Origin of the sequence: Nocardiopsis sp. NRRL B-16309, assembly GCF_001279585.1 — a bacterium.
In the GTDB taxonomy this organism is placed as follows: Bacteria; Actinomycetota; Actinomycetes; order Streptosporangiales; family Streptosporangiaceae; genus Nocardiopsis.
Map to the genome: position 1 here is coordinate 169,125 of NZ_LGEC01000080.1, position 21,604 is coordinate 190,728.

The 21,604-nt window shown below is 67.0% G+C and carries 16 protein-coding genes and 1 tRNA gene; 11 read left to right on the top strand and 6 right to left on the bottom strand.

The window, feature by feature from the left end; translation table 11 throughout:
- The first annotated feature begins 98 nt into the window (after positions 1–98).
- From ADL05_RS17375 to ADL05_RS17390, 4 genes are all read left to right on the top strand, one after another.
- Complete coding sequence (locus ADL05_RS17375) at positions 99–4,100, top strand: type IV secretory system conjugative DNA transfer family protein (protein ID WP_053618018.1); 4,002 nt, start codon at positions 99–101, stop codon at positions 4,098–4,100.
- Between the two features lie 131 nt (positions 4,101–4,231).
- The gene (locus ADL05_RS17380) at positions 4,232–6,025 is read left to right on the top strand and encodes a hypothetical protein (RefSeq protein WP_053618019.1); all 1,794 of its coding nucleotides are present in this window, start codon (positions 4,232–4,234) and stop codon (positions 6,023–6,025) included.
- Between the two features lie 46 nt (positions 6,026–6,071).
- Positions 6,072–6,368 carry a hypothetical protein gene (locus ADL05_RS17385; RefSeq protein ID WP_053618020.1) on the top strand — a complete coding sequence of 99 codons (297 nt, stop codon included), beginning with the start codon at positions 6,072–6,074 and terminating at the stop codon, positions 6,366–6,368.
- A gap of 110 nt (positions 6,369–6,478) precedes the next feature.
- Entirely contained in the window at positions 6,479–6,793 is a 315-nt protein-coding gene (locus ADL05_RS17390; RefSeq protein WP_053618021.1) for an HU family DNA-binding protein, read from the top strand.
- Between the two features lie 109 nt (positions 6,794–6,902).
- Here the strand turns inward: ADL05_RS17390 and ADL05_RS17395 are convergent, their stop codons facing one another.
- Positions 6,903–7,190, bottom strand: coding sequence for a hypothetical protein (locus ADL05_RS17395; RefSeq protein ID WP_053618022.1), 288 nt, complete (start codon positions 7,188–7,190; stop codon positions 6,903–6,905).
- 1,138 nt (positions 7,191–8,328) lie between these two features.
- Here ADL05_RS17395 and ADL05_RS17400 point away from each other — a divergent pair.
- Positions 8,329–9,435: a hypothetical protein gene (locus ADL05_RS17400; RefSeq protein ID WP_053618023.1), complete on the top strand. Its 1,107-nt coding sequence runs from the start codon at positions 8,329–8,331 to the stop codon at positions 9,433–9,435.
- Positions 9,436–9,718: 283 nt separating this feature from the next.
- On the top strand, positions 9,719–10,810 hold the full coding sequence (locus ADL05_RS17405) for a glycosyltransferase (RefSeq protein WP_231640789.1): 1,092 nt from the start codon (positions 9,719–9,721) through the stop codon (positions 10,808–10,810).
- Positions 10,811–10,957: 147 nt separating this feature from the next.
- Here the strand turns inward: ADL05_RS17405 and ADL05_RS17410 are convergent, their stop codons facing one another.
- The 3 genes from ADL05_RS17410 to ADL05_RS17425 form a co-directional block, all read right to left on the bottom strand.
- Positions 10,958–11,512, bottom strand: coding sequence for a TetR/AcrR family transcriptional regulator (locus tag ADL05_RS17410; RefSeq protein ID WP_019711140.1), 555 nt, complete (start codon positions 11,510–11,512; stop codon positions 10,958–10,960).
- Between the two features lie 133 nt (positions 11,513–11,645).
- The gene (locus ADL05_RS17415; RefSeq protein WP_053618024.1) at positions 11,646–12,113 is read right to left on the bottom strand and encodes a nuclear transport factor 2 family protein; all 468 of its coding nucleotides are present in this window, start codon (positions 12,111–12,113) and stop codon (positions 11,646–11,648) included.
- 820 nt (positions 12,114–12,933) lie between these two features.
- A tRNA-Gly gene (locus ADL05_RS17425) sits at positions 12,934–13,004 on the bottom strand.
- Positions 13,005–13,160: 156 nt separating this feature from the next.
- Between ADL05_RS17425 and dcd the strand changes: the two genes are divergently transcribed.
- From dcd to ADL05_RS17445, 4 genes are all read left to right on the top strand, one after another.
- Positions 13,161–13,751: a dCTP deaminase gene (dcd, locus tag ADL05_RS17430; RefSeq protein WP_053618026.1), complete on the top strand. Its 591-nt coding sequence runs from the start codon at positions 13,161–13,163 to the stop codon at positions 13,749–13,751.
- A 422-nt stretch (positions 13,752–14,173) separates the two neighbouring features.
- Positions 14,174–15,169 carry a glycine betaine/L-proline ABC transporter ATP-binding protein gene (locus ADL05_RS17435; RefSeq protein ID WP_053618117.1) on the top strand — a complete coding sequence of 332 codons (996 nt, stop codon included), beginning with the start codon at positions 14,174–14,176 and terminating at the stop codon, positions 15,167–15,169.
- Complete coding sequence (locus tag ADL05_RS17440) at positions 15,166–16,401, top strand: proline/glycine betaine ABC transporter permease (protein WP_053618027.1); 1,236 nt, start codon at positions 15,166–15,168, stop codon at positions 16,399–16,401. Before ADL05_RS17435 ends, ADL05_RS17440 begins: the two co-directional genes overlap by 4 nt.
- 50 nt (positions 16,402–16,451) lie before the next feature.
- The gene (locus tag ADL05_RS17445; RefSeq protein ID WP_053618028.1) at positions 16,452–17,384 is read left to right on the top strand and encodes a glycine betaine ABC transporter substrate-binding protein; all 933 of its coding nucleotides are present in this window, start codon (positions 16,452–16,454) and stop codon (positions 17,382–17,384) included.
- Between the two features lie 88 nt (positions 17,385–17,472).
- Here ADL05_RS17445 and ADL05_RS17450 read toward each other — a convergent pair whose 3' ends face one another.
- Both ADL05_RS17450 and ADL05_RS17455 read right to left on the bottom strand, forming a co-directional pair.
- Positions 17,473–18,087 (bottom strand): rhomboid family intramembrane serine protease, encoded by a 615-nt coding sequence (locus ADL05_RS17450; RefSeq protein ID WP_156365886.1) that lies wholly within the window; start codon positions 18,085–18,087, stop codon positions 17,473–17,475.
- Positions 18,088–18,650: 563 nt separating this feature from the next.
- Entirely contained in the window at positions 18,651–19,124 is a 474-nt protein-coding gene (locus ADL05_RS17455) for a hypothetical protein (RefSeq protein ID WP_053618029.1), read from the bottom strand.
- A 706-nt stretch (positions 19,125–19,830) separates the two neighbouring features.
- Between ADL05_RS17455 and ADL05_RS17460 the strand changes: the two genes are divergently transcribed.
- Positions 19,831–21,531 carry an ABC transporter family substrate-binding protein gene (locus ADL05_RS17460; protein ID WP_053618030.1) on the top strand — a complete coding sequence of 567 codons (1,701 nt, stop codon included), beginning with the start codon at positions 19,831–19,833 and terminating at the stop codon, positions 21,529–21,531.
- The last annotated feature ends 73 nt before the right edge of the window (positions 21,532–21,604 follow it).

Consider the following 21,604-nt stretch of genomic DNA (forward strand, 5'->3'; position numbering starts at 1 on the left):
CACATGGGTCGAGGAACCCCGAACGCGCTGTCATGTCGACTGACAAGGCAGTAAGACCAGCGCCTTCCAGCGCACACGTCAAGAGAAAGGCTCGCCTCATGGCCAGGAGGGGCTCCAGCCCTAAAGCGAGCGCGTGGGACAAACTCTCCTCCCGCGGTGCCGAGGAGACGCTCGCCAACCGCGACATCTACGAGTCCCAGCAGCTCGACCGTTCGCGCATCGAACGCAAACGGACCCGGACCGCACGCACCATGATCGCGATCGTGGCGGGAGTCCTCGTCGCCGTGCTGGTGTGGGCGCTGTGGTCGGTCGGCCAGTTCACCGTGAGCGCCGTGGCCTCCTCGCTCGGCGGGCCCACAGTCCCTGACTTCGTCGAACGCGAGCAGATGTCCTCGACGCAGTACTGCTACCGCGTCCTGGACGAGGACGGGGAGGCGGCCCCCGACCAGCCGTGCCACGAGACCGAGGACGAGGCCCTGGCGGACCCGCCCCAGTGGGTCCTCGACGACGTCGCCGCGCAGCAGGCACAGATCCACGCCGAGAGCGAGGGCGAGCCGGACGCCCTCCCCGGGTGGTTCCTTCACCTGACCTTGGTCAAGCTCGCCGTGTCGCTCGGCGCCGGCCTGATCACGTTCGGCGTGGCCTACCTGCTGCTCATGCGCAACCGGGACGCACAGAACCTGCTGCACGACACCAGCGACATCAACCAGTACCAGGGCGACCAGCACATCGCCCTGCCGGACGAGGTCGTCCGCAAGTTCGACTGGTTCCCCGATGTGGGCGCGCACAGCTCCGTTCAGCCGTCTTCCATGATCAGCCACGTCATGGTGGCCCGAAAGGGCCTCAAATCGATCGAGGTCGCCAAACGGGCGGACGAGGACGTTCTCGACTCCGACGGCGACGTCGAGTTCCTCAAGGGCGAGATCCTGCGAGACGACGACGATCGGGCGATCACCGCGAAGACACCGCTCATCGACGAGAAGTTCGGCGAAGACCTGTTCGAGGCCTCCGGTCTGCCGAAGGACAAGAAGATCCGCAAGCGGTTCGACACCACCAGGATCCCCTACAACCCGGACGGCAAGGACCGCGGCAAGCTCGGAGAGCACAAGACCGTCGCGGACATGATCAACGCCGACTGGGAGTTCCCCGAGTACGAAGTGCAGCGCCCGGCCGGCGCGTACATCGTCGACACCGCCCCGGTCAACACCATGGTCCTGGCCATCACTCGCGCCGGCAAGGGCCAGACGTACATCGAGCCGATGATCGACATGTGGCTGCGCGAGAAGAGCCCCAACAACATGGTCATCAACGACCCCAAGGGCGAGCTCCTGGTCAAGCACTACGTGCGAGCGACGATGCGCGGCTTCCAGGTGGTGCAGTTCAACCTGATCAACGCGATGAAGACCGACATCTACAACCCGCTCGGGATGGCCGCCGAAGCAGCCCGTGAGGGTGACTCGACCAAGTGCGCGATGTACATCGAGAACATCGCCGACGTCTTCTTTCCGCTTGACGGCGGTGAGGATCCGGTGTGGCCCAACGCCGCCAGCAACGCCTTCAAGCGCGCCGCCTACGGCCTCATCGACTTCTACCTGGAGGAGGAGCGCGAACTGCGTGCCTACGCCGCCCGGGTGGACATGGATCCCAAGGTTCTGGAGACCAAGCTCGACGAGAAGTGGGGCAAGGTCACGCTGTACAACTGCTACCAGCTGTTCGTGCAGCTCTCGGCCAAGAAGGTGAAGAACCCGGTGGACCTGGTCGAGGAGAGCGTCCGAAGGGGCGACTACGGGAGCCTGGAGGACGGCACGTTCCGTGAGGCCGAAGCCGAGGCCGCGCTGGTGGAGGCCGAGAACAAGGCGTTCCTCTGGGAGGACAAGAAGGAGCTGGACATGCTCACCTTGTTCTTCAACGCCACCAACGGGCTGCCGACCAACTCGATGCGGACCCTGGTCGGCAACGCGGACAACGCGCTGCGGGCGATGGGCGCGGCCGAGAAGATGCTGGCCAGTGTCTACGGCATCGCGATCACGGCGATGAGTTTCTTCGCAGACCCGACGATCTCCACACTCACCTCCGGCACCCCGAGCCAGAACACCGACCTCGGCGGCCTGAGCTTCCCTCGCCGCATGGGCGTGCGCTTCGCCATGAACTACCTCAAGCGCGACCACCTGATCGGCGCCCAGGCCAAGTGGGACGCCTACGCCGACGAGCGGTTCGAGCAGGCGCTCGGGAAGGACTTCGAGCACGAGGACATCGTCTCCCGCGAAGGCTGGGCCCGCTACTACTTCAAGGGCAAGTTCGCGGCCGACGTCGCCTACGTCCGACTGCGGTTGTTGAACCCGCAGACCGGCATGCTGATCCGCACCTTCCACTTCAAGTTCAAGAAGGACTACCAGACCTCGCTCAACGGCCGGTTCTACGTCACCGACCCGGTGACCGGCGAAAAGATCATCCGCAACGGGATCCTGCTGGAGCTGAGGAAACAGGGTGACGGCTCGTTCGCACCCGGGAACACCACCTACCCGCAGATGCGGCTGACCAACGTCACAGGGGACCTGCCCCAGAAGGAGATGGGCCAGGCCAACGCGATCACACAGACGATGGTGCGCTATTCGGAGCAGCCCAAGGTGGTGTTCCTGGTGACGCCGCCGCATCTGATGAAGTACGCCAAGCTCATCCTCATCCTGATCAAACAACTGGTCGACCTGAACTTCGACAAGTCGTACATGACCAAGGAGAACCAGAAGCCGCTGTACAAGACCCGGTTCATGCTCGACGAGCTGGGCAACCTCCAGTCGGAGGGGCACGGTATCTCCGGCTTCGAGACGATGCTGTCGATCGGACTGGGCCAGGAGCAGCAGTTCACGCTCATCCTCCAGACGCTTCAGCAGTTGCGCGACGTCTACGGCGAGTCCGTGGACAAGATCGTGCAGGGCAACACCTCCAACATCGTCTTCCTCAAGAGCACCGACGACTCGATGCTCGACACGCTGGAGAAGATGTCCGGCAAGCGCCACACCACCTACATGGACTCCAAGACCGTGACCCAGGACAAGGGACACGTGGTCAAGGGCTTGAGTGTCGAGGGCAAGGTCTCCTACACCATGTCCACGAAGGAGGAGCCGGTCATCTCCTACAACGACATGGCCTTCATCTCCGAGCGCAATTCGATCGTCTTCCGCGCGGGTGACTCGCCGGTGTGGAACCGCAACGAGACGATCCTGCCGATGTCCTGGCGCATGTTCGAGGACACGATCAACCACCCCGGGCACGACTACACGCTCCAGACCATCCCGACGCTGTCCAACGCGGTCGACTTCGACGTGCGGATGAACCAGCCCGACTTCGAGGCGATGCTGGCCAAGCGCATGCAGCAGGCCCAACTGACCACCGAGTGCAGGGAGAAGCACAAGAAGGTCCACGGCCTCTCCGAGGTCGACGTCGCGCGGCTGGACCCCGACACCTACGCCAACGAGGTCATGGAGCTGGTCGACGCCGCCCGTGGTGAGGCCTACGCCGAGGAACACGACCTGGGCGGCTCCGACGACGTCGACCTGGAGGACCTCGACCAGGCCATCGATCTGGACATGCCCTGGGAGTTCGACACGGCGACCCAGCAGGCGGTCGACTCCCAGCAGGCGAGGATGACCGAGTTCCGCCGGCTGCGCTACGCCAACAACCTGATCAGCCGCGACATGCTGGTCCACTTCTCGTCCGATCCGGCGCGACCGCACGCGGGCGCGCTGGACAGCCCGCTGGACGCCCAGATCATCGAGGCGTACAAGTCGGTGCGGCCGGCGCTGGAGCGAGACGGCGCCCACTTCTCGGTGAGCCCTGACGGAGCCCTGCGCAGTGCCGACGGATCGAGGGTCTACATCTCCCGCCAGGACGAGTCCGAGGCGATGCGGCGGCTCCAGCAGGCCAGCGAGAGCGAGACCGAGCGGGTGTTCGCCGAGGACCCGGAGCACCTGACCGACCTGCACGGGTTCCAGGTGCACGGAGCGTTCTACGAGTTCCTCGCCGAGCGGGAGAACTGGCTGGACCTGGCCCGCGGCGAGTTCGACCGGGCGATGGCCGACACGATGCGCGACGACAGCTAGCAGGCAGGCCAGAGGCGTGGGACAGAGGTAGGTCGGGGACGGTGACATGACTGACGGACGGAATGACCGCGGCGGGCCGAGCGGCGCGTATCCAGGTGGGGTGACCGGGACGGGCGAGGACGGAGGCGGTCGTGGCGACGCGTAGGAAGAGGACTCTGAACGCCGAGACGTACCCGGCCCCCGACGCCGCTGGGGAGGCCGCGGACGCCGAGGCGCGCGGCGCCGGCGAGGAGACTCGGCGTCCGCGCCGTGCGAGGCGCAGGTCCGACTCCCCACGGGCCCGCCGCGAGCGGTATGACCGCGAACCAGGCGACAGGCAGCTCCGGGCCGGCCGTGACGGTGATCCACTGGCCGGGCTCAAGCTTGAGGCACAGCGCGCGCAGGACGATTTCCTCCGCCACCTGCGTACCTCGCGCATCGCCTCGCCGGGTGCGTCCCAGCCGGACCAGGGCCGACAGTTGAACGACCTGCACCGGGCCTATGTCCAGCAGATGGTGATCCAGTGTCTGGAACCGCTCAGAGGCGGGCTCAACGCGCAGAGCGTGCTCACCACAGTGGGCATGGGTACGGCGATGTGGCTCCTCTCGCCCAACTTCCGCACCGTGATGGGTCAGCACGCCGAGCGGATGGCCACCGCCATCGACGGGCAGGCCCGGCGCGAGGCGAGGATCACCGCCCAGGGCGAGAAGGCACGTGCGAAGGAGGCTCGGCACTTCGACCGGACCGGCGAGCGACGGGAGGGTATGCGGGGCCCGTCAGGGTGGATGCACCGCCGGCACGTGGAGCGCCTCGAGCGGCTGGAACGCGGCGGACGCGACCCGTTCACCGAGCACAGCGCCGCACTGGCGCACGTGGGAATCGCCCAGAACGCCTACGACGAGATGCGCAGGCCCGGCGCGGACCGGGACCTCGTCAGGCAGAACTACCAGAGCACCCTCGGTGCGCTCTACGACTGTGTGGACGAGGACGGCCTGGACCGAGAGGAGGTCGCGCGCGACATGCGGGACATCGTCGGTCAGCTCGTCGAACGTGACCCCGAGCAGGCGGCGGTCTTCGCCGAACTGGGGCACGGCCGGTTCGTCAGGTCCGGACCGGCGACGACGGTCGCCGAGGACACCAACCGGGCGGGGAAGGCCCGGGAGGGTGACTACGTCGACGCCCGCAACGGCGACGTGATCACCGGCGGGACGTTCTCGCTGCGCGAGCCGATGGGTACCGACGAGCACCGTGCCGAGGTGGCACGGACCATGTACGCCGAACTCACCAGCACGGGGAGCCCCGCCGAGTTCAAGGCGGTCATGGAGCAGTACGTCGTCGGTTCCACGACCCTGCACCACCCCGAGGCGGTCGAGCGGACTGAGGATGCCTCGGCACGTGCGCGGCTGAGCAGGGCGCGGACGATGTTCGCGTCCATGCGCGGCGACGGGATCAGTGAGTGGGACCAGAAGTTGGTCTACGTGGGCGGGTTCGTCGAGTCACTGCAGGCCATGGAGCAGACCCACCCGCAGAAGGTGGCCCAGTGGCGACAGAGCCTGGGGCTCGCGTGGGAACAGCGTATGCGCGATCTGATCAGCGAGAACAGCGGGTTCGGAGAGCAGGCCGACCGTGCGCGGACCGATCGCGGGCAGCGAGGGCCGCGGGGCCGGGGCGAACCGGAACAGAGCCCTGAACGCGGACGGGACGAGGAGGACATCGTCGACGCGGACACGGGTCCGGGCTCGGCCACGCAACAGTGGCGGGGAGGCGACATGCGCTCGCCGGGTCCCTCCGGGGACCGCCCGTCGTCGAGCGCGGTGGCGAGGAGGCTCGGGGCGTTCCCCGAGCAGAGGACCAGCGATACGCCGTCATATGTTCGCCCTGCGATGAGAATTACTTCCGCGAGGTCGGATCCGGAACAGGACAAAGGGTCTGAACTCGGTGGTTGAACGGCCAGGTGGTGCAAAGTGAACAAGCGCAGAGAAAGGAGCGACCATGGGTGATGTCGACTGGTTCAAGGTCTTCGGTATCGAGCCGGAGGACCACAAGCGGTGGGAGGAAATGGAGGAGGACGCAGCCAGGCGGCGCGAGCGGGGAGGTGGTATCGGGCAGGCTGCCGGGCAAGCGGTCGATTCGGGATTGGGGTTCGCGCAGAAGGCGGCCCAATCACGGATGGATGCCGCCCAGCACAATCTGCGCAACGATGGCCGCGCAACGCGACCGAAACGCACGCGCAAGATCGTGGAGGTGGAGGAGCAGACAGAGTTCACGGACGAACGCGAGTTCGACTGAGCACCCCTCCGGCGCGCCGGGCGGTGCTTTGACCCTCGGGAGAGGGCAGAATAGACTCGTCTACGAGTGTGAATACGATGGTGTGCCCTGGCCGAAACGGAGGACCGGACATGGCGGCGACCCAGGCCTCTGAGGGTCCGGAGCGCGTGACCAAACGCGCGTTCATCGCGGCGGTGGCACGCCGCGTCGGGCTTCCGAAGAAAGTCGTCTCTGATATCTACGATGCCGCCATTGCTGAACTCATGGACGTGGTGCGCCGGGGCGACCGCCTTATCCTGACCGGTTTCGGTAGCTTTGAGCGCCAATGGCACAAAGGTCACCCGGTGAGGTTCACCAAGGGCGGTGATGACAAGGTCGACGACTACTCCGTGCTGAAGTTCAGCGCGACCCGCCAGACCAACCAGCGCATCGGACGGCCTCGGTGATGCCGGAATGACAGCCGGTTTCGATGCGAGGGATCAGGAAGAGCCCAGGAGAAAAAGCATCGCCTCCTGGGCTCTTTTTGCGCGCGCAGTGCCCCGGCAAGCGGCCCTCTCAGGCGTTCTCGTCGAAGACGAAGAGGAGGATCCCCAGGTGCGGGATGAGGATTGCGGCGATGGTCACGAGGCGCCCGCCCCAGTCGATGCCCAGCGGGTCGTTGATCATGGCGACCAGGCGTTCGTAGCCCGGTGCGGCCATCTCCAACAGTGGATCGGTCAGGCCTGAGCGGAAGAGTAGCCAGAACAGCCCCCAGACCATCGCCACGGCGATACAGGCACCGAGGAGGCGGCGCAGGTTGAGTGAACGCGGACTGGGAGTCCTGGCTACGCGGTCGCGGGGCATGGTGTCCTCCGTGGTTCTTGGTCGGTCCGGGGGCGGCGTAGGGCTGTGGGGGCAGAGGGGCCCCTCATGTGCGAGGTGTCCTCCGACCTGATGCGGAGTGGGCCCGATTCGGGGGCGACCGCGGTGCCGCTGCCGGAATTCCTGGTTCGGGCGGGTCCGAGTTCCCTCTGACAAGACCGCTACCGTTCCATCTCGGGGCCCTCCTCCTGTCCCTGGTGTTGTCGGCCATGGCCGTCGGGGGACGGCTTGGTACCCCCTGAGCCGGGGGGAGCCAGCCTCCGTCGGGGGCATGGAGCCTCCTGCGTGCCGTGCACGGGCTTCCCGCTGTCCGGGGGCACCTGGTCGGAGGTGAGGTCTCCGTAGGAGCGGGCCACGAGCGCGGGCAGGAGCATGGTGATGGGTCCCTTCTCCGGTCGGGGCAGCGCGGACCGTGAGGGTCAGGCGGTCCCGGACGCGTGTCCGGGAAGCGCGGCCGTTCGGCTGCCACGTTAGCGCCGCCGTTCAGGGGCTGACACTGACAGGCAGGGGTGCGGGACCCCTGTGTACGGGAGCCCTGGTGAAGATGCCGTGATCCTCACGATGGTTCGACCAGAGGAACGACGCGCGGCCAGAGGGGCGCGAGCGCGAGCTGAGGAACAGTGGCACCTCAAACGGGCGCACCGTGCCGGAGGGCACGGTGCGCCCGCTACGCGGCTGAGCAGGGGCGGTGTCAGGCGTGTCGGAGGAGCGCCTCGGCCTGGCTGCGAAGGGGTTCGGGGGCCCCGGCGTTCTGCAGGTCTCGGTGGTGTTGACCAGCCGGACTGACCAGAACCCGGGCCTACGCGGCTGAGGCGGGGGCGTCCCTCCGGGAACTGATGAACAGGATGGGGCACCCCAGTCCCCGCGTGGACGACGGCGACGATTCGCCTTCGGCGGGTGCTCCGGTCTGAGCCTGCCTACCGAAGCCAGAGAAACCCAGACCCCGCGTCGACGGGATCGGCCAGCGCTGGGTGCGTACCTGAAGGTGTTGCTTCACCGCATCGGGGCCACTCGGTATTCTCATCGGCGTCGATGGTCGATATGTGGGATTGCCAGGGGTTCCTGATTTTCATCCAGGCCGGTTCAGTATGTCTCTTGTGAATATTCGGGGAGTTCTTTCATGCCAGTTGGCGGAGAAGTGGTGGCGGAGTACGAGCGCCTCTATTCCGCCGCCGCGCGGATGATGTGGCTGGAATACCCATGGCTGAGGAAACGGGGCTGGTCGGAGGAGCGTGTCGCCGCTTGGAAGACCCTGGAGGAGGTCCTGGCCTCCGACGCCCAGGTCCCCGCCGACCTCGGTGAGCCCTCGGATCCCACGCGACACCTGCTGACGCGCCGCGGTTCTGATGATCGGCCCCTTCCTCTGGCCGAGGCCGCCCGTGACTGGTGGACCCGGATCAAGGAGGGTCGTCAGGTCAAGCATCCCGGATACGCGCTGTTGGACTATCCCGACCTCTACGGGGACGTGGCCTTCGAGCCCGGGTCGTGTGTCATCGTCACCGACCACTGGGTGCTGGCTGTGACGAAAGCCCTGACCGATCTTGAGCGCCGTCTGGCCCCTGGGCGCCCCGCGTGTGTGATCGGCGAGGGTTCGGCGGGGCTCTCGGCGACCCTGCACGAGATCGCCGACCACCTGCGTAGTGCGTTCACCGGCCAGGGGCCCACACCGCATCCCGGTGGTCTCCCTTGGATCGCCGTGACCCCTGAGCCGTTCACCACCCGTATGGACGCCGCCCGGTTGGAACGGTTGCGTTGGGCCGCCCGGGCCGCCGCCGACCACATTCCGCCCCGGGAGCAGGTCATCGCCACACGGGACCGCTCTGTGAAGAGGGACACTGCCCAAGCGGCGGAGATCCTGCGTCGGGTCCTGGCCGGGGAGGAGGACTTCCCCTGGAGGGAACGCGATTCCGTGGACGCCGCACACGACCTGATGACCGGTAGCCAGGATCCCTCCTTCGCGGACAAGGACGCGGAGATCCGCAGGAAGGTACTGGAAGACTCCCCTCTGCCGCGGGTACCGCAGGAGCGGGAGATCGCCGAACCCCCCAGGAGCAGTGGACCGGTGTGGAAAGCCGTCTCCGCAGACACCACGTTCGTCATGGCGGAGATCCTCGACGAGGCCGCTGCCCGGCTTGTACCCGGCCGGGCCACGGCCATGATCGGCTACGACGCCCAGACCTTCTCCTCCCTGGCCGACGAGATCACGACCCACCTGTTCAACCTGTGATGCTCCGGCTCGCCCCGAAACCACGTCTCCTCTCCGAAACAACCACACGTGAGGCCGCTGGAGCATGACGCGCTATCTCTTCCTGGCCAGCTCCGGGAAACTTGATGATGGGGGTCTGGTTCTCAACCGGTAGCTCTCGGAAGCCCTCGCCCGTGGCAATGACGTCCACCTGGCCACCATCGGCCCCTGCGAGCAGAGGCGAGAAGGGGTCCACGTCGTCGAGCTGGACGAGACCCTCCTGTCGCCGGAGGCTACCGCTGACATCCAGCAGACCCGGCATTTCGTGGACCGGTTCTCCAAGACCATCCGGGCCGTTCTGGCCGAGCAGGGGCCGACGCGAGCAGGATTGTCGGCTGATGCGGGTGCGTTCGACGTGATCGTCGGCTACGGCGACGTCACCGGTCCCGCGGCCCTGCACCTCAGAGACACGTACTACCCGCATGCGAAGGTGTCCGCGGTCATCACCATGGACCCCCAAGGGCTTTTCAAGGCCCTCGACCTTCCTGAACTCGGCGAGCACCGGACCGAGAGCCACCGGGAGGTCCTGGCCAGGTCCGACCTCATCCTGGCGCACGGCCCCAAGTCGGCGGTGGACGCCCGGAGGTTGGCGGCGGGGTGGTCTCAGGCGCAGTCGCTGCCGCCGACCCACGAGTTCGTGCCCGGTGTGGAGACCGCCCATGACACCCCCGCACGCCGTCAGCCGGGGGAGCCCTTCAACGTGCTGATGCTCGGGCGCATGCACGACCTGAACAAGGGAGCAACCGACGTCGCACTGGCCGTGCACGACTTGCGTGAAGGCGGATACGAGGACGTTCGCCTCACGCTTCGCGGCGTCGATCAGGAGAACTCCTCTGCTCTTGTCGGGCTGCTGGACCGGCGACTCGGTGTAGGAGCGTGGCAGTCGTTCGTGGCGTTCGAGGAGTTCACCGCCAACCAGGTGGAGAAGGAACGATCCATCCGGGAGTCCCATGTCATGGTCATGGCCACGGAGAGCGAGGCCTACGGTCTGGCGGCCAGCGAGTACGCCGCCCATGGCAAACCGCTGATCGTAGCCGAGGGATACGGGAACGGATTCGCTACCCTGCTGCGCGATGAGGAGCGGATCCCGCGTGACATCGCGGACCGGTTCGTTCTCGACGACAGCGGCTCCCGCAGCGCCAACGGGTCCCTCTTCGGAGAGTCCGAGGGCGCCCCGGACGCCGTCGACAGGTACACCTTGATCGCTGATCGGCTTGAGGACGTCCACAACGACTACGACTCCTACGTCGAGGCTGCCGGACGCCTGCGGGGGCGCCTGAGCGAGTACACCCTCGACTACACCGCCGCCAGCATCGACCCGAGACCAGCGCCAGGCGGGGGCGGCCCTACTAGCTAATCCGGGACGCACTTGTGGCACAACTTCTGGGACGGTCCTGACCTGGGCAGTGTCGATCGACGTCGACACCGTCGGACGGCGTCCCAGTTCCAAGGAAGTGGGACGGCCTGGCCGGCCGCCTGCATAGCCGCCTTTTTTCGGCGGAAGCTACGGCGACTCCCGGTGGGCGAAGCTACCGCCGTCCGAACGAGACCGTTGTCCGCTGAGGGTCCGCGCCCAGGGCTCGTCGACGTCGGCCAGGCCGAGGGTTAGCGTGACATTTTCGAGCATCCCGGCGCCGAACCAGTGCCGGACCGCAGCGTCGTCGTGGTTCAGGAGCTCACTGACGAGTTCGACCTGCCTGGCATAGCACGTGCGCAACGCCTCAGCCACGAGCGGCTCATCGGCTGCGCAACTGGCCTGCATGAGGAACCGCATGACGTCCCGGTCCTCGATCAGGGTGCTGTAGGCGGACCGGATCGCACGCATCACCGCCTCCGGCTGCCGGTGCGGCCCGGCCTCATCGGCGCCGGCTTCGGCGCCGGTCAGAGCATCCGAGATCAGCTCGGACACGTGGAGGATGGCACCGGCGAACAACGCCTCCTTGCTGGCGAACAGGCGGTAGACGTAGGGCTGAGAGATTTCGGCCCGTTCGGCGATCTCACCAGTGGTCGTGCCGTAGTAACCCTTGCGCGCAAAGCAGGCCACGGCAGCGTCCAGCACGACTCGACGGCGTTGATCGCTCTTCACTCTGGAGCCAGGGGCGGGCATGTCTCCCAGTCTCTCACTGCGGAGTGGGACAGGGTGCGACGGGGCAAGACGGGTGGGTGACCCGTCTCACCCCGTCGAACCGGGATCAACGCTCCGAGGGCCACGACACGTCTTGGCTACTGGCCGCCTCGTCGGGGGTCATGGCCTCGATGACCACGAGAGGATTCCAGTAGTCGACGAACCGCTTGACCAGGCCCGCCTCGTCGAGGCGGATCACCGTGATGACTGTCTGCTCGTACGGCTTGCCGGTGCTGAGGGCGATTCCCTCCGAGCGGTATTCGGCGACCGCAGTCCGGGGGTTGGCCGTCTCGATGAACTTCACGTCGACGAACTTCACGTCGAAGGTCTGCGGGAAGCCGCGCATGTGGGCGATCAGCGCCTCGCGTCCCTGCACCAGGGTAGGCACACCGGCGGGGGCGAAGGGGAACTCGACCGTGCCGTCCGCGGCGTACAGCTCGATCCACTCGTCGATCTGGCCGGACGACACCAGCCGAAGGTGCTCTGCCAGGGCGTGCTGTGCGGGGGTGAGCTCGCGGGTCGGGTTGACGCTCATGAATACTCCTCTGTTAGTGATTGAACAATAACAAACGTAACGGGGAGACCTCCGAGGAACAAGGGTGAGGGCCGTCACGGCCCAGCCAGGACAGACGTCGGTAGTCCGACTCTGGTTTGGGAGGTGCAGCGCAGGAGCGGCACCGTTTGGATGACGGTTGTGTCCCGGGAAGTCACCACGTCCGCGCACGCGCACGACCTCGGGCGTACTGCTCTCGCGGCCCATCTCATGGGCGTCGATCACGACTCGGACCTAGCTAGGTCCGGCGAGCTGGCGCAGCCGCTCGGCCGCCGCGCGGCGACCTTCGGATTTGACCCGCCCCCGTTGTGCCCTCCACTGGTTCCGCGCCGGAGTGACTGACTGTGAAACCGCTCGAGGGCGAGATGCGGGCGGTGTACTGACCACAGAGGTTCGGACCCGATTGGATTCGTCGCCGCGAGTGCGGCACCCGTTGCTCATTGCGGCGACCAGACACGCACAGGTGTCCAGGTTCGCCAGTCCTCGACGGATGCTCTCTATGCAGCCCTGACACCACGCCGGCCCGCCAAGAGTCGGGATGATGTCAGGCAGGAGGGGTTGTCCCACGGACCTTGGGGCGGTCTCCGTCCCCACGCGGTGGGGGCGCCGACGAACGCCTCGTGTGCTTGGCGCCGAGTCCGGCGGGGCCGGGTGCACCCGCGTGCACCCGCAAACGGGGGTGTATGACGGGAGCCCGGCGCGTCATCCGCGCCCCCCGTGCACCCGCTGGTGCACCCGGAACGCGAAAACGGCCCCTGGCGTGCGAACGATGTTCGCAGGTCAGGGGCCGTTTTTCGAACGGAGCGGATGACGGGAATCGAACCCGCGTTATCAGCTTGGGAAGCTGAAGTTCTACCATTGAACTACATCCGCGCGGCCCGCCGACGGTGCGGCTGGCAACGCATGTCATCCTAGCCCAACTCCGGGCCTGCTGGGCAAGTCGGCGCGGGGGTCCGCTCGTGCGCCGCGCCCGCCGGAATGCGCGACCGGGCCACGACGGGGTGTTCTCGCAGGCGGTAAGTTCGGAGCGTGCTGCTCTCCGATCGCGACATCAGGTCCCACATCGACTCCGGACGCGTCCGGATCGACCCCTTCGACCCCGGGTTGGTCCAGCCGTCGAGCATCGACGTTCGACTGGACCGCTTCTTCCGGGTGTTCGAGAACCACAAGTACCCCCACATCGACCCCTCGGTCGAACAGCCCGATCTGACGCGGCTGGTCGAGACCGACGGGGACGAGGCCTTCATCCTCCATCCCGGGGAGTTCGTCCTGGCGTCCACCTACGAGGTGGTCAGCCTTCCCGACGACATCGCCAGCCGTCTGGAGGGCAAGAGCTCCCTCGGGCGGCTCGGTCTGCTCACGCACTCCACCGCCGGGTTCATCGACCCCGGCTTCTCCGGGCACGTGACCCTGGAGCTGTCGAACGTGGCCACGCTCCCGATCAAGCTCTACCCCGGTATGAAGATCGGCCAGCTGTGCATGTTCCGGCTGTCCTCCCCGGCCGAGCACCCCTACGGCTCCGCCGGCTACGGGTCCCGCTACCAGGGACAACGCGGGCCGACGCCCTCGCGGTCGCATCTGAACTTCAGCCGGACGCGCGTCGCCGCGCAGGCGGACTGAGGTCTGGAGCCCCGAGGGCCCTTACGGTATGGTCATGCCTTGACACGTTCTGTCTCCCCGCGCGCCTGTTTCACAATTGTGACCGGGATAACCCTAAAATGGCCTGTGGTATAGATCACAAAACGGCGCTTTCGAGTCCCGGCATCCCGTGTCACAAGTCGGCGGACGCTTCTTACGGCAAGTAAACATGTTATCTGCTAGTGACATTGCGTCTGACCTGTGGGTTCTCACATCGGTAAGGTGGCGCCCCGACGTGAACCAGGTAGCGGTCCCGCCCCGAACCGGGGCGCGCCAGGGGGCTCTGCGCACGCCGCTCACCTGAGACATCCGCGGGTAGCAATGGGGCTAAAGGTCGTCCTGCTGTGTCCCGCGGCCGGGACAGCCCCATAGAGGAGACCGTGCCAGCAGTACGCGCAGACAACCTGTACAAGGTGTTCGGACGACAATCGGCTGCCGCCGTCGAGCGCCTCGCCGATGGCAGCCACCGGGACACCATCGCCGACCTCGGTGTGACGGCCGCCGTCATCGACGTTTCGTTCGAGGTCGAACCAGGCGAGATCTTCGTCGTCATGGGCCTCTCCGGCTCGGGTAAGTCCACCCTGATTCGCATGCTCAACGGCCTCCTGGACCCCACCGCGGGGACGGTCGAGGTCGACGGCGTCAACATCACCGACCTGAGCAAGAAGGACCTGCTCAAACTCCGCGGTGAGAAGGTCAGCATGGTCTTCCAGCACTTCGCGCTCCTGCCGCACCGGACGGTGCTGGAGAACGCCGCCTACGGTCTGGAGCTGCGCGGCCTGACGCGCGCCGACCGCGAGGCCAAGGCGCGGGAGACCCTGGAGCTCGTGGGCCTCGGCGGTTGGGAGGACAAGCTCCCCGAACAGCTCTCCGGCGGTATGCAGCAGCGCGTCGGCCTGGCCCGCGCGCTCGCCGCCGACACCGAGATCATCCTCATGGACGAGGCCTTCAGCGCGCTGGACCCGCTGATCCGCCGCGACATGCAGACCCAGCTCCTGGAGCTCCAGGCGAGCCTGGGCAAGACCATCGTCTTCATCACGCACGATCTCAACGAGGCCATGCGCCTCGGCGACCGCATCTGCGTGCTGCGCGACGGCCGGGTCGCCCAGGTCGGGACCGCGCAGGAGATCCTCAGCGATCCCGCGAACGACTACGTCGAGCGCTTCACCGAGGACGTGGACCGCACACGTGTGCTGACCGCCGCCTCGGCCGTGGATCCCGAGGCCGCCTCCGACGCCGGTCTCGCGCAGGTCAGCGCCGACACACCGATCGCCGACCTGTACGCCGAGATGACCACGGCCGACCGCCTGCGGGTGGTCGACGCGGACGGCACCGTGCTGGGGGCGGTGACGCGCGCCTCCGTGCTCGCGGCCCTCTCGGCCGGGAAGGAGACCTCGTGACACCGATCGACTTTCCGCCCACCCTGCCGCTCGGCGCCGGTTTCGAGGCGTTCAACCAGTGGCTGAAGTCCGGCTTCGGCTGGTTCTTCGACGCGGTCGGCGCGTTCATCAGCTGGGCCGTGGAGGCGCTGTCGGGCTTCTTCGTCGAGCCCGCGGCCGGTCAGCTGGCGTTCATCGCCGCGGTGATCATCGCCGCCCCGCTGTCGCGCGTGCGCCGGCTCCCGCTGGTGTCGATCGTGGGAGCGGTCTCACTGCTCTACGTGCTCCAGTGGCTGTTCTTCTTCGGCAACGTGATCATCAACAGCCTGCCGCCGCAGCTGTTCCTGTGGGCCATGGCCCTGTTCGACCAGGACGGGGTCGACGCCTACTTCTGCATCTCGCTGCTGTTCCTGATCGCGGTGACGGTGCTCGGCGCGATGGAGCCCCGGACCCGTGTGCGCACGGCGGCGGTCGCCGGCGGTTGGCTCGTCACGGTCCTGCTGGGCTGGCTCGTCCTGCCCGCGCTGGTCGTCGCGCCGCTGTCGCTGGTCATGATCCTGCTGCTCAGCCTGCTCGCGTACACCGTCGCCGGCTGGCGGATGGGGCTGTTCGCGCTCATCGCGCTGACCGTGGTCGCCTCGGTGAACCAGTGGGCCAACGCCATGGACACCCTGGGCCTGGTGCTCGTCGCCAGCCTCGTGGCGGTGGTCGTCGCGATCCCGATCGGCGTCCTGGCCGCCTACAACTCCACGGTCAGCAAGATCGCCAAGCCGGTCCTGGACCTCATGCAGACGATGCCGGCCTTCGTCTACCTGATCCCGGCGATCTTCTTCTTCTCGATCGGCGCCGTGCCCGGTGTCGTCGCCACCATCGTGTTCGCCATGCCGCCCGGCGTCCGCCTGACCGAGCTCGGCATCCGGCAGGTCGACAAGGAGCTGGTGGAGGCGGGTGAGGCCTTCGGGGCGTCGACGCGGAGGATCCTCACCGGTATCCAGCTGCCCCTCGCCCTGCCCACGATCATGGCCGGCGTCAACCAGGTGATCATGCTGGGCCTGTCGATGGTCGTCATCGCGGGCATGGTCGGTGCCGGGGGCCTGGGTAACGAGGTCTACCAGGGCATCGCCCGCAACGACGGCGCCCTGGGCTTCGAGGCCGGCATCGCGGTGGTCATCCTGGCGATCTTCCTGGACCGGCTGACCGCGGCGGTCAGCCGCAACTCCCCACAAGCCCGTGCCGGACAGTCCAGTTCGTGACACGGCCCAACGTGACCGAAGCAGATTCCCCGACGGAAGAGTGAGGAACCATGAACAAGCGTTTCGCGAGTTTCGCGGCCCTCGGCCTGAGCAGCGTGCTGATGCTGACCGCCTGCGGCAACGACGGGGGTAGCGGCCTGGCCGACGGTCCCGAGGACGAAGAGGGCGCCGGCGGCGGGGAGATCAACATCGCCCTCATCCCGTGGGAGGAGGACATCGCCGCCACGAACATGTGGAAGGTCCTCCTGGAGGAGAAGGGCTACGACGTCACGGTCACCGACCTGGACGTGGCCCCGGTCTTCCAGGGCGCGGCCAACGGCGACGTCGACCTGTTCCTGGACACCTGGCTGCCGGTGACGCACGCCGACTACTGGGAGGACTACGGGGACCAGCTGGAGGACCTCGGGGCCTGGTACGACAACGCCAAGCTCACGCTGACGGTGCCCACCTACATGGAGGACGTCAACAGCATCGAGGACCTCCCCGACGCGGCCGGGGACCTCGACAACCGCATCGTCGGCATCGAGTCCGGCTCCGGCCTGGTGCGCGTCACCAAGGAGGAGGCGATGCCGGGCTACGGGCTGGAGGAGGACTTCGAGCTCATCGAGTCCTCCACGTCCGCGATGCTCGCCGAGCTCGACTCCGCCTACCAGGAGGAGGAGCCGATCGTCGTCACCCTGTGGCGTCCGCACATCGCCTACGCCCAGTTCGACCTCAAGGACCTGGAGGACCCCGAGGGCCTCATGGGCGGTACGGAGAGCATCCACTCGATCGGCCGTGAGGGCTTCGCCGAGGACTTCCCCGAGGTCGCCGAGTGGCTGGGCGACTTCACCATGACCGACGACGAGCTCGGTGCCCTGGAGGTCCAGACGCTGCAGGAGTACGAGGACGACCCGGAGGAGGGCGCCCGCGTGTGGCTGTCCGAGAACCCGGAGTTCGTCGAGCGCACCCTGGGCGACGACGCCGAGGGCGTGGAGTTCTAGAGTCTCCGGCCCCGTGTCGTGACCGACGTGGACGGGCCGTCTCCCCGCGGGGAGACGGCCCGTCCGTCATGTCCGGGGAACCTGCGGCTCACGGGGCGTAGTAGCCGCCCTGGGCGCCGTTGTTCCACTGGTTGATCTGGCGCGGCTTCTCGCGTCGGGGCAGCAGGTAGGCCGCGAGCAGACCGCCCATGAACCCGAACAGGTGCGCCTGCCACGAGACGCCGGGGTACTGGGGCAGGACCCCCCAGATCATCGTGCCGTAGAAGATGATCACGCAGATCATGATGACGATGTCGACGGTCTTGCGCTCGATGATGCCGCGCAGGACCGTGTAGCCGAAGTAGCCGAAGACCAGGCCGCTGGCGCCGACCGTGATCGACGGGGGCGCGGTGAACAGCCACACGCCCACGCCGCTGACGACGGCCACGATCAGGGTGGTCAGCAGGAACCGGCTGAGGCCGCTGAAGGCCACGAGCGACCCGAGGACCAGGAACGGCAGCGAGTTGCCGATCAGGTGGGCGAGGTTGCCGTGCATCAGGGGCGCGGTGAGCAGGGTCCAGGGCGCGTCGACGTCCCAGGAGCGAAGGCCGAACTCACGGTCGAGGTCGCCGCGCAGCACGAGGCTGTCGACGATCTCGAAGACCCACATGGCCGCGAGCATCGCCGCGACGGTGAGGATGGCGGTGATTCTGGAGCGGTTCACGACTTCGAGGGTAGAGGACCCGACCTTGTGGCGGTATGTGCATGGGGCGTGTGGGGCGGATTTGTCCGATGTGATGCGTGTGCGGGGGACTGGCTGGGGATGACCCGCTCTTCGGACGCCGGGTTTCGGACGTGCTCGTGTCGGCTCACCGGCGACCGAAATACCGGGCGGGGTGCGGTTCCGCGGTCGTCGGTCTGGCCGGTCGCGGCCTCGCTGTGGGTCTCGGTACCAGCGTGTGCGCGTGATGAGGCGCCGAAGTCAGGGTGTACGGGTAGGGATCGGTCTTCCAGACGGTGGTCCCGGCCGACAGCCGGGGTGTTCCGGCGTTCTCACAGCCCCGGTCGCACGGGCCGAATCCGCGACTGTGGCAGGACAGGACGCCTCCGCGGGAGCGTCCGCGCCGCTCGCCGACGCCCGGGTCGGCGATCCTCGATCCACGCTCGGAACGGACGTCGGGACGCCTCCGCCGGAGGCCGCGCCGGGCACCGACGAACCGGTCACGGACGACTCGGGCGCGAGCGAGGTCCGCACGCCGGTCGGGCGTGAGGCGCCCGTCCCGCCCCTCAGGCGGACAGTGAGCGCTTGCGCGGGGGGATGCCGGCCATCGCCATGAAGGACTCGACCTTGGCGGGCTTGGTCATGCCGGTCAGCGGGAGGTAGGTGCGCGAGGAGCGGCGGCTCTGCAGCGAGGGGAAGCGCTTGGGGCGGCCCGCGGTGTCACAGAGCCCCAGGGAGCGGATGCGGCCGGGCAGCACGTAGTAGGAGCCGATGTCGTGGAAGGGGACGCTCACGACGTACCGGCCGCGCTCGTAGCGGAACTCGCCGTCGGATACCTCCAGCACGGGGACCCTGATCAGGTGGCCGTGGACCGCGAGGGCGGCGCCGATGGCGGCGATCAGTACTCCGAGCGTGATGTTGGCCCAGTGCGTGGGATCGACCGTGATGGCCACGATCCCCAGGACCACCAGTGCGTAGCCAGCCCACAACTCCACGTGCTTGCGGCCCGCGGGGCAGACCAGGCGGACTGTATCGGACACAGAACATGCCTCTCTCGTGGAGGTCTCACGGGGGCGGCGGCTGTCGCCGTTGGAAACCCTATCGGCTCTGGGGGAGCGGCTGCGTGGTTTCGGACAGGTCGATGCACGCAGGGCTGTGCGTGGTGTGTGCTGATTTAAGTCCTATGTCGTGATCGTCGCAAAAATCTGATTATCATCCGGAGATCCTACGTATTCGCCCACCTTCGGGGCGCCCTCGGGGTGTTCCCCGGCGCGTCCTCCGGCGGCGTCCGGGCGGCCCGCCGCGCACAACCACCATGCGCCCTGTTCGTCTGCATAAGAGGCTGTATGTACCTATATGTCTGTTTCGCAGTGTGTAGCGATGCGGACGTCCTTTGTAGTTAAACGTCGTTTACATTTTCGGATGTTCTTCCGGGGGCGCGTGCGGGTATGCCTGCTAATTCTGGCGAGACCGAATCCAGGATCAGCGCACGGGTCTTTCGCGCCCTCCGTGACCTGGGCAGACGCCCGGTCTCCCTTCGTATGACGAATGTGTGTGCGACGTGTGAAGTGTTCGGGCTCCGATGGCGGCGAACCGGTTGCGGCTCGGTCACGAATCTGGCAGTAGGGCTATACAGACATTTCACTCACTGGTCTTCTAGTGCACTAATCGCCTAAGTTCGGCGGGTATGCGCGAACCAGGCAATCTGCGCGCGTTGGCTGCGATAAGTGATCAAGGGTGTAACTGATGCACAAACGAAGGAAGATCCTGGCGCTCGGCGCGGCGGGTGCCTCCGCGATGATGGTGCTGACCGCATGCGCGGGCGGCGGCGGCGAGGAGACGGAGGGCGAGCGGGAGGTCACGTGGGTGATCAACAGCCTTCCCGCCGCGTGGGCGAGCATCAGCTCCGCCGGAGGCAGCGTCTACACCATCCAGACGCTCTCCGGTGTACTGCCCTACACCGGTCAGTGGCAGCCGGACGGCACCTACGAGTACAACATGGACGTCCTCGCCGAGGAGCCCACGCTCATCAACGACGACCTCGACGAGGGGCCGTTCCAGTACAGCTTCACGCTCGCCGACGACGCGGTGTGGAGCGACGGTGAGCCGATGACCGGCGAGGACATCCGCGTCAGCGTGATGATGTCCGCCTCCCCGGACTCGGGCTACTGCACCACCTGTGACTCCAGGGGCGGCACCACGGCCGACATGGTCGAGGAGATGGAGGTCGACGGCAAGACCATCACCTTCACCCTCAAGGAGGGCCTGGCCGACGCCGAGTGGATGAGCCAGGTCGACGCCCACAGCACCGGCGGCGGCTTCTACCCGGCCCACCTGGCCGAGGAGAACGGCTGGGACGTCGACGACCCCGACCAGCTGGGCGAGTTCTTCACCTGGCTGCACGAGACCCGGCCCGAGTGGTCCGGCGGTCCGTACATGATCACCGACGGCGACCTGGAGAACCAGGTCGTCAAGGAGCCCAACCCGGAGTGGTGGGGCGAGGAGCCCCAGCTCGACCGCATCATCATGCCGTTCAACACCGACGAGAGCACCTTCGTCAACGCCATCAACAACGGTGAGATCGACGGCGCCAACCCGGCCCAGTACTCCGAGGACGTCATGCAGGAGCTCGAAGGGCTCCCGCAGGTCTCCCTCTCCGTGGGCGAGGGCAACATCTGGGAGCACGTCGACCTCAACACCGAGAACGAGTGGCTGGAGGACGTCGAGCTGCGCCGCGCGATCTTCACCGCGATCGACCGCGACGACATCGCCAACCGCAACTTCGGTGCCGGCTACCCCGAGTACGAGCTGAAGAACAACCACGTCTTCGGCAGCGACAGCCCCTACTTCACCGACGTCATCACCGACTCCGGCCAGGGCTCCGGCGACGCCGACGCCGCGATCGAGATCCTCGAGGACGCCGGCTACGAGCTGGACGGCGACACCCTCATGCTGGACGGCGAGCAGGTCGGCCCGCTCCGTCTGCGCGCCACCGACACCCAGACCCGCAGCACCTCCCTGCAGCTCATCCAGGCCCACCTCGCCGAGATCGGCATCCAGGCCGAGATCGAGGTCATCGACGACCTGGGCGGAGTCCTGTCCGAGCAGGACTACGACATCGTCCAGTTCGGCTGGAGCGGTACCCCGTACTTCACCACCGCTCCCGAGCAGTACTGGCACAGCGACAGCGGCAGCAACTTCGGCAAGCTCTCGAACGAGGAGATCGACGAGCTCGTCGAGGCCGTCGGCAGCTCGGCGAGCCAGGAGGAGGCCGCGGAGTTCGCGAACGAGGCCGCCGCGCTGGTGGTCGAGGAGGCCTACGTCCTCCCGATCCTGGCCGAGCCGAACTACTTCTTCGTGAACGACCGGGTCGCCAACATCGAGGACAACCTCCAGTCCAGCTACCGCGCCACCTACAACATCGGTGAGTGGGCCCTCGCCGAGTAACTCGGCGCAGGCCCCGGGCCCGGGCACAGGACATCCTCCCGTGTCCGGGCCGGTCCTCGTTCACCCCTGAAGG

Coding starts and splice junctions, on each gene's coding strand:
- ADL05_RS17390 (WP_053618021.1), top strand. CDS start 6,479: ATGGCGGCGACCCAGGCCTCTGAGGGTCCGGAGCGCGTGACCAAACGC.
- ADL05_RS17395 (WP_053618022.1), bottom strand. CDS start 7,190: ATGCCCCGCGACCGCGTAGCCAGGACTCCCAGTCCGCGTTCACTCAAC.
- ADL05_RS17445 (WP_053618028.1), top strand. CDS start 16,452: ATGAACAAGCGTTTCGCGAGTTTCGCGGCCCTCGGCCTGAGCAGCGTG.
- ADL05_RS17415 (WP_053618024.1), bottom strand. CDS start 12,113: ATGAGCGTCAACCCGACCCGCGAGCTCACCCCCGCACAGCACGCCCTG.
- ADL05_RS17400 (WP_053618023.1), top strand. CDS start 8,329: ATGCCAGTTGGCGGAGAAGTGGTGGCGGAGTACGAGCGCCTCTATTCC.
- ADL05_RS17385 (WP_053618020.1), top strand. CDS start 6,072: ATGGGTGATGTCGACTGGTTCAAGGTCTTCGGTATCGAGCCGGAGGAC.
- ADL05_RS17375 (WP_053618018.1), top strand. CDS start 99: ATGGCCAGGAGGGGCTCCAGCCCTAAAGCGAGCGCGTGGGACAAACTC.
- ADL05_RS17460 (WP_053618030.1), top strand. CDS start 19,831: ATGCACAAACGAAGGAAGATCCTGGCGCTCGGCGCGGCGGGTGCCTCC.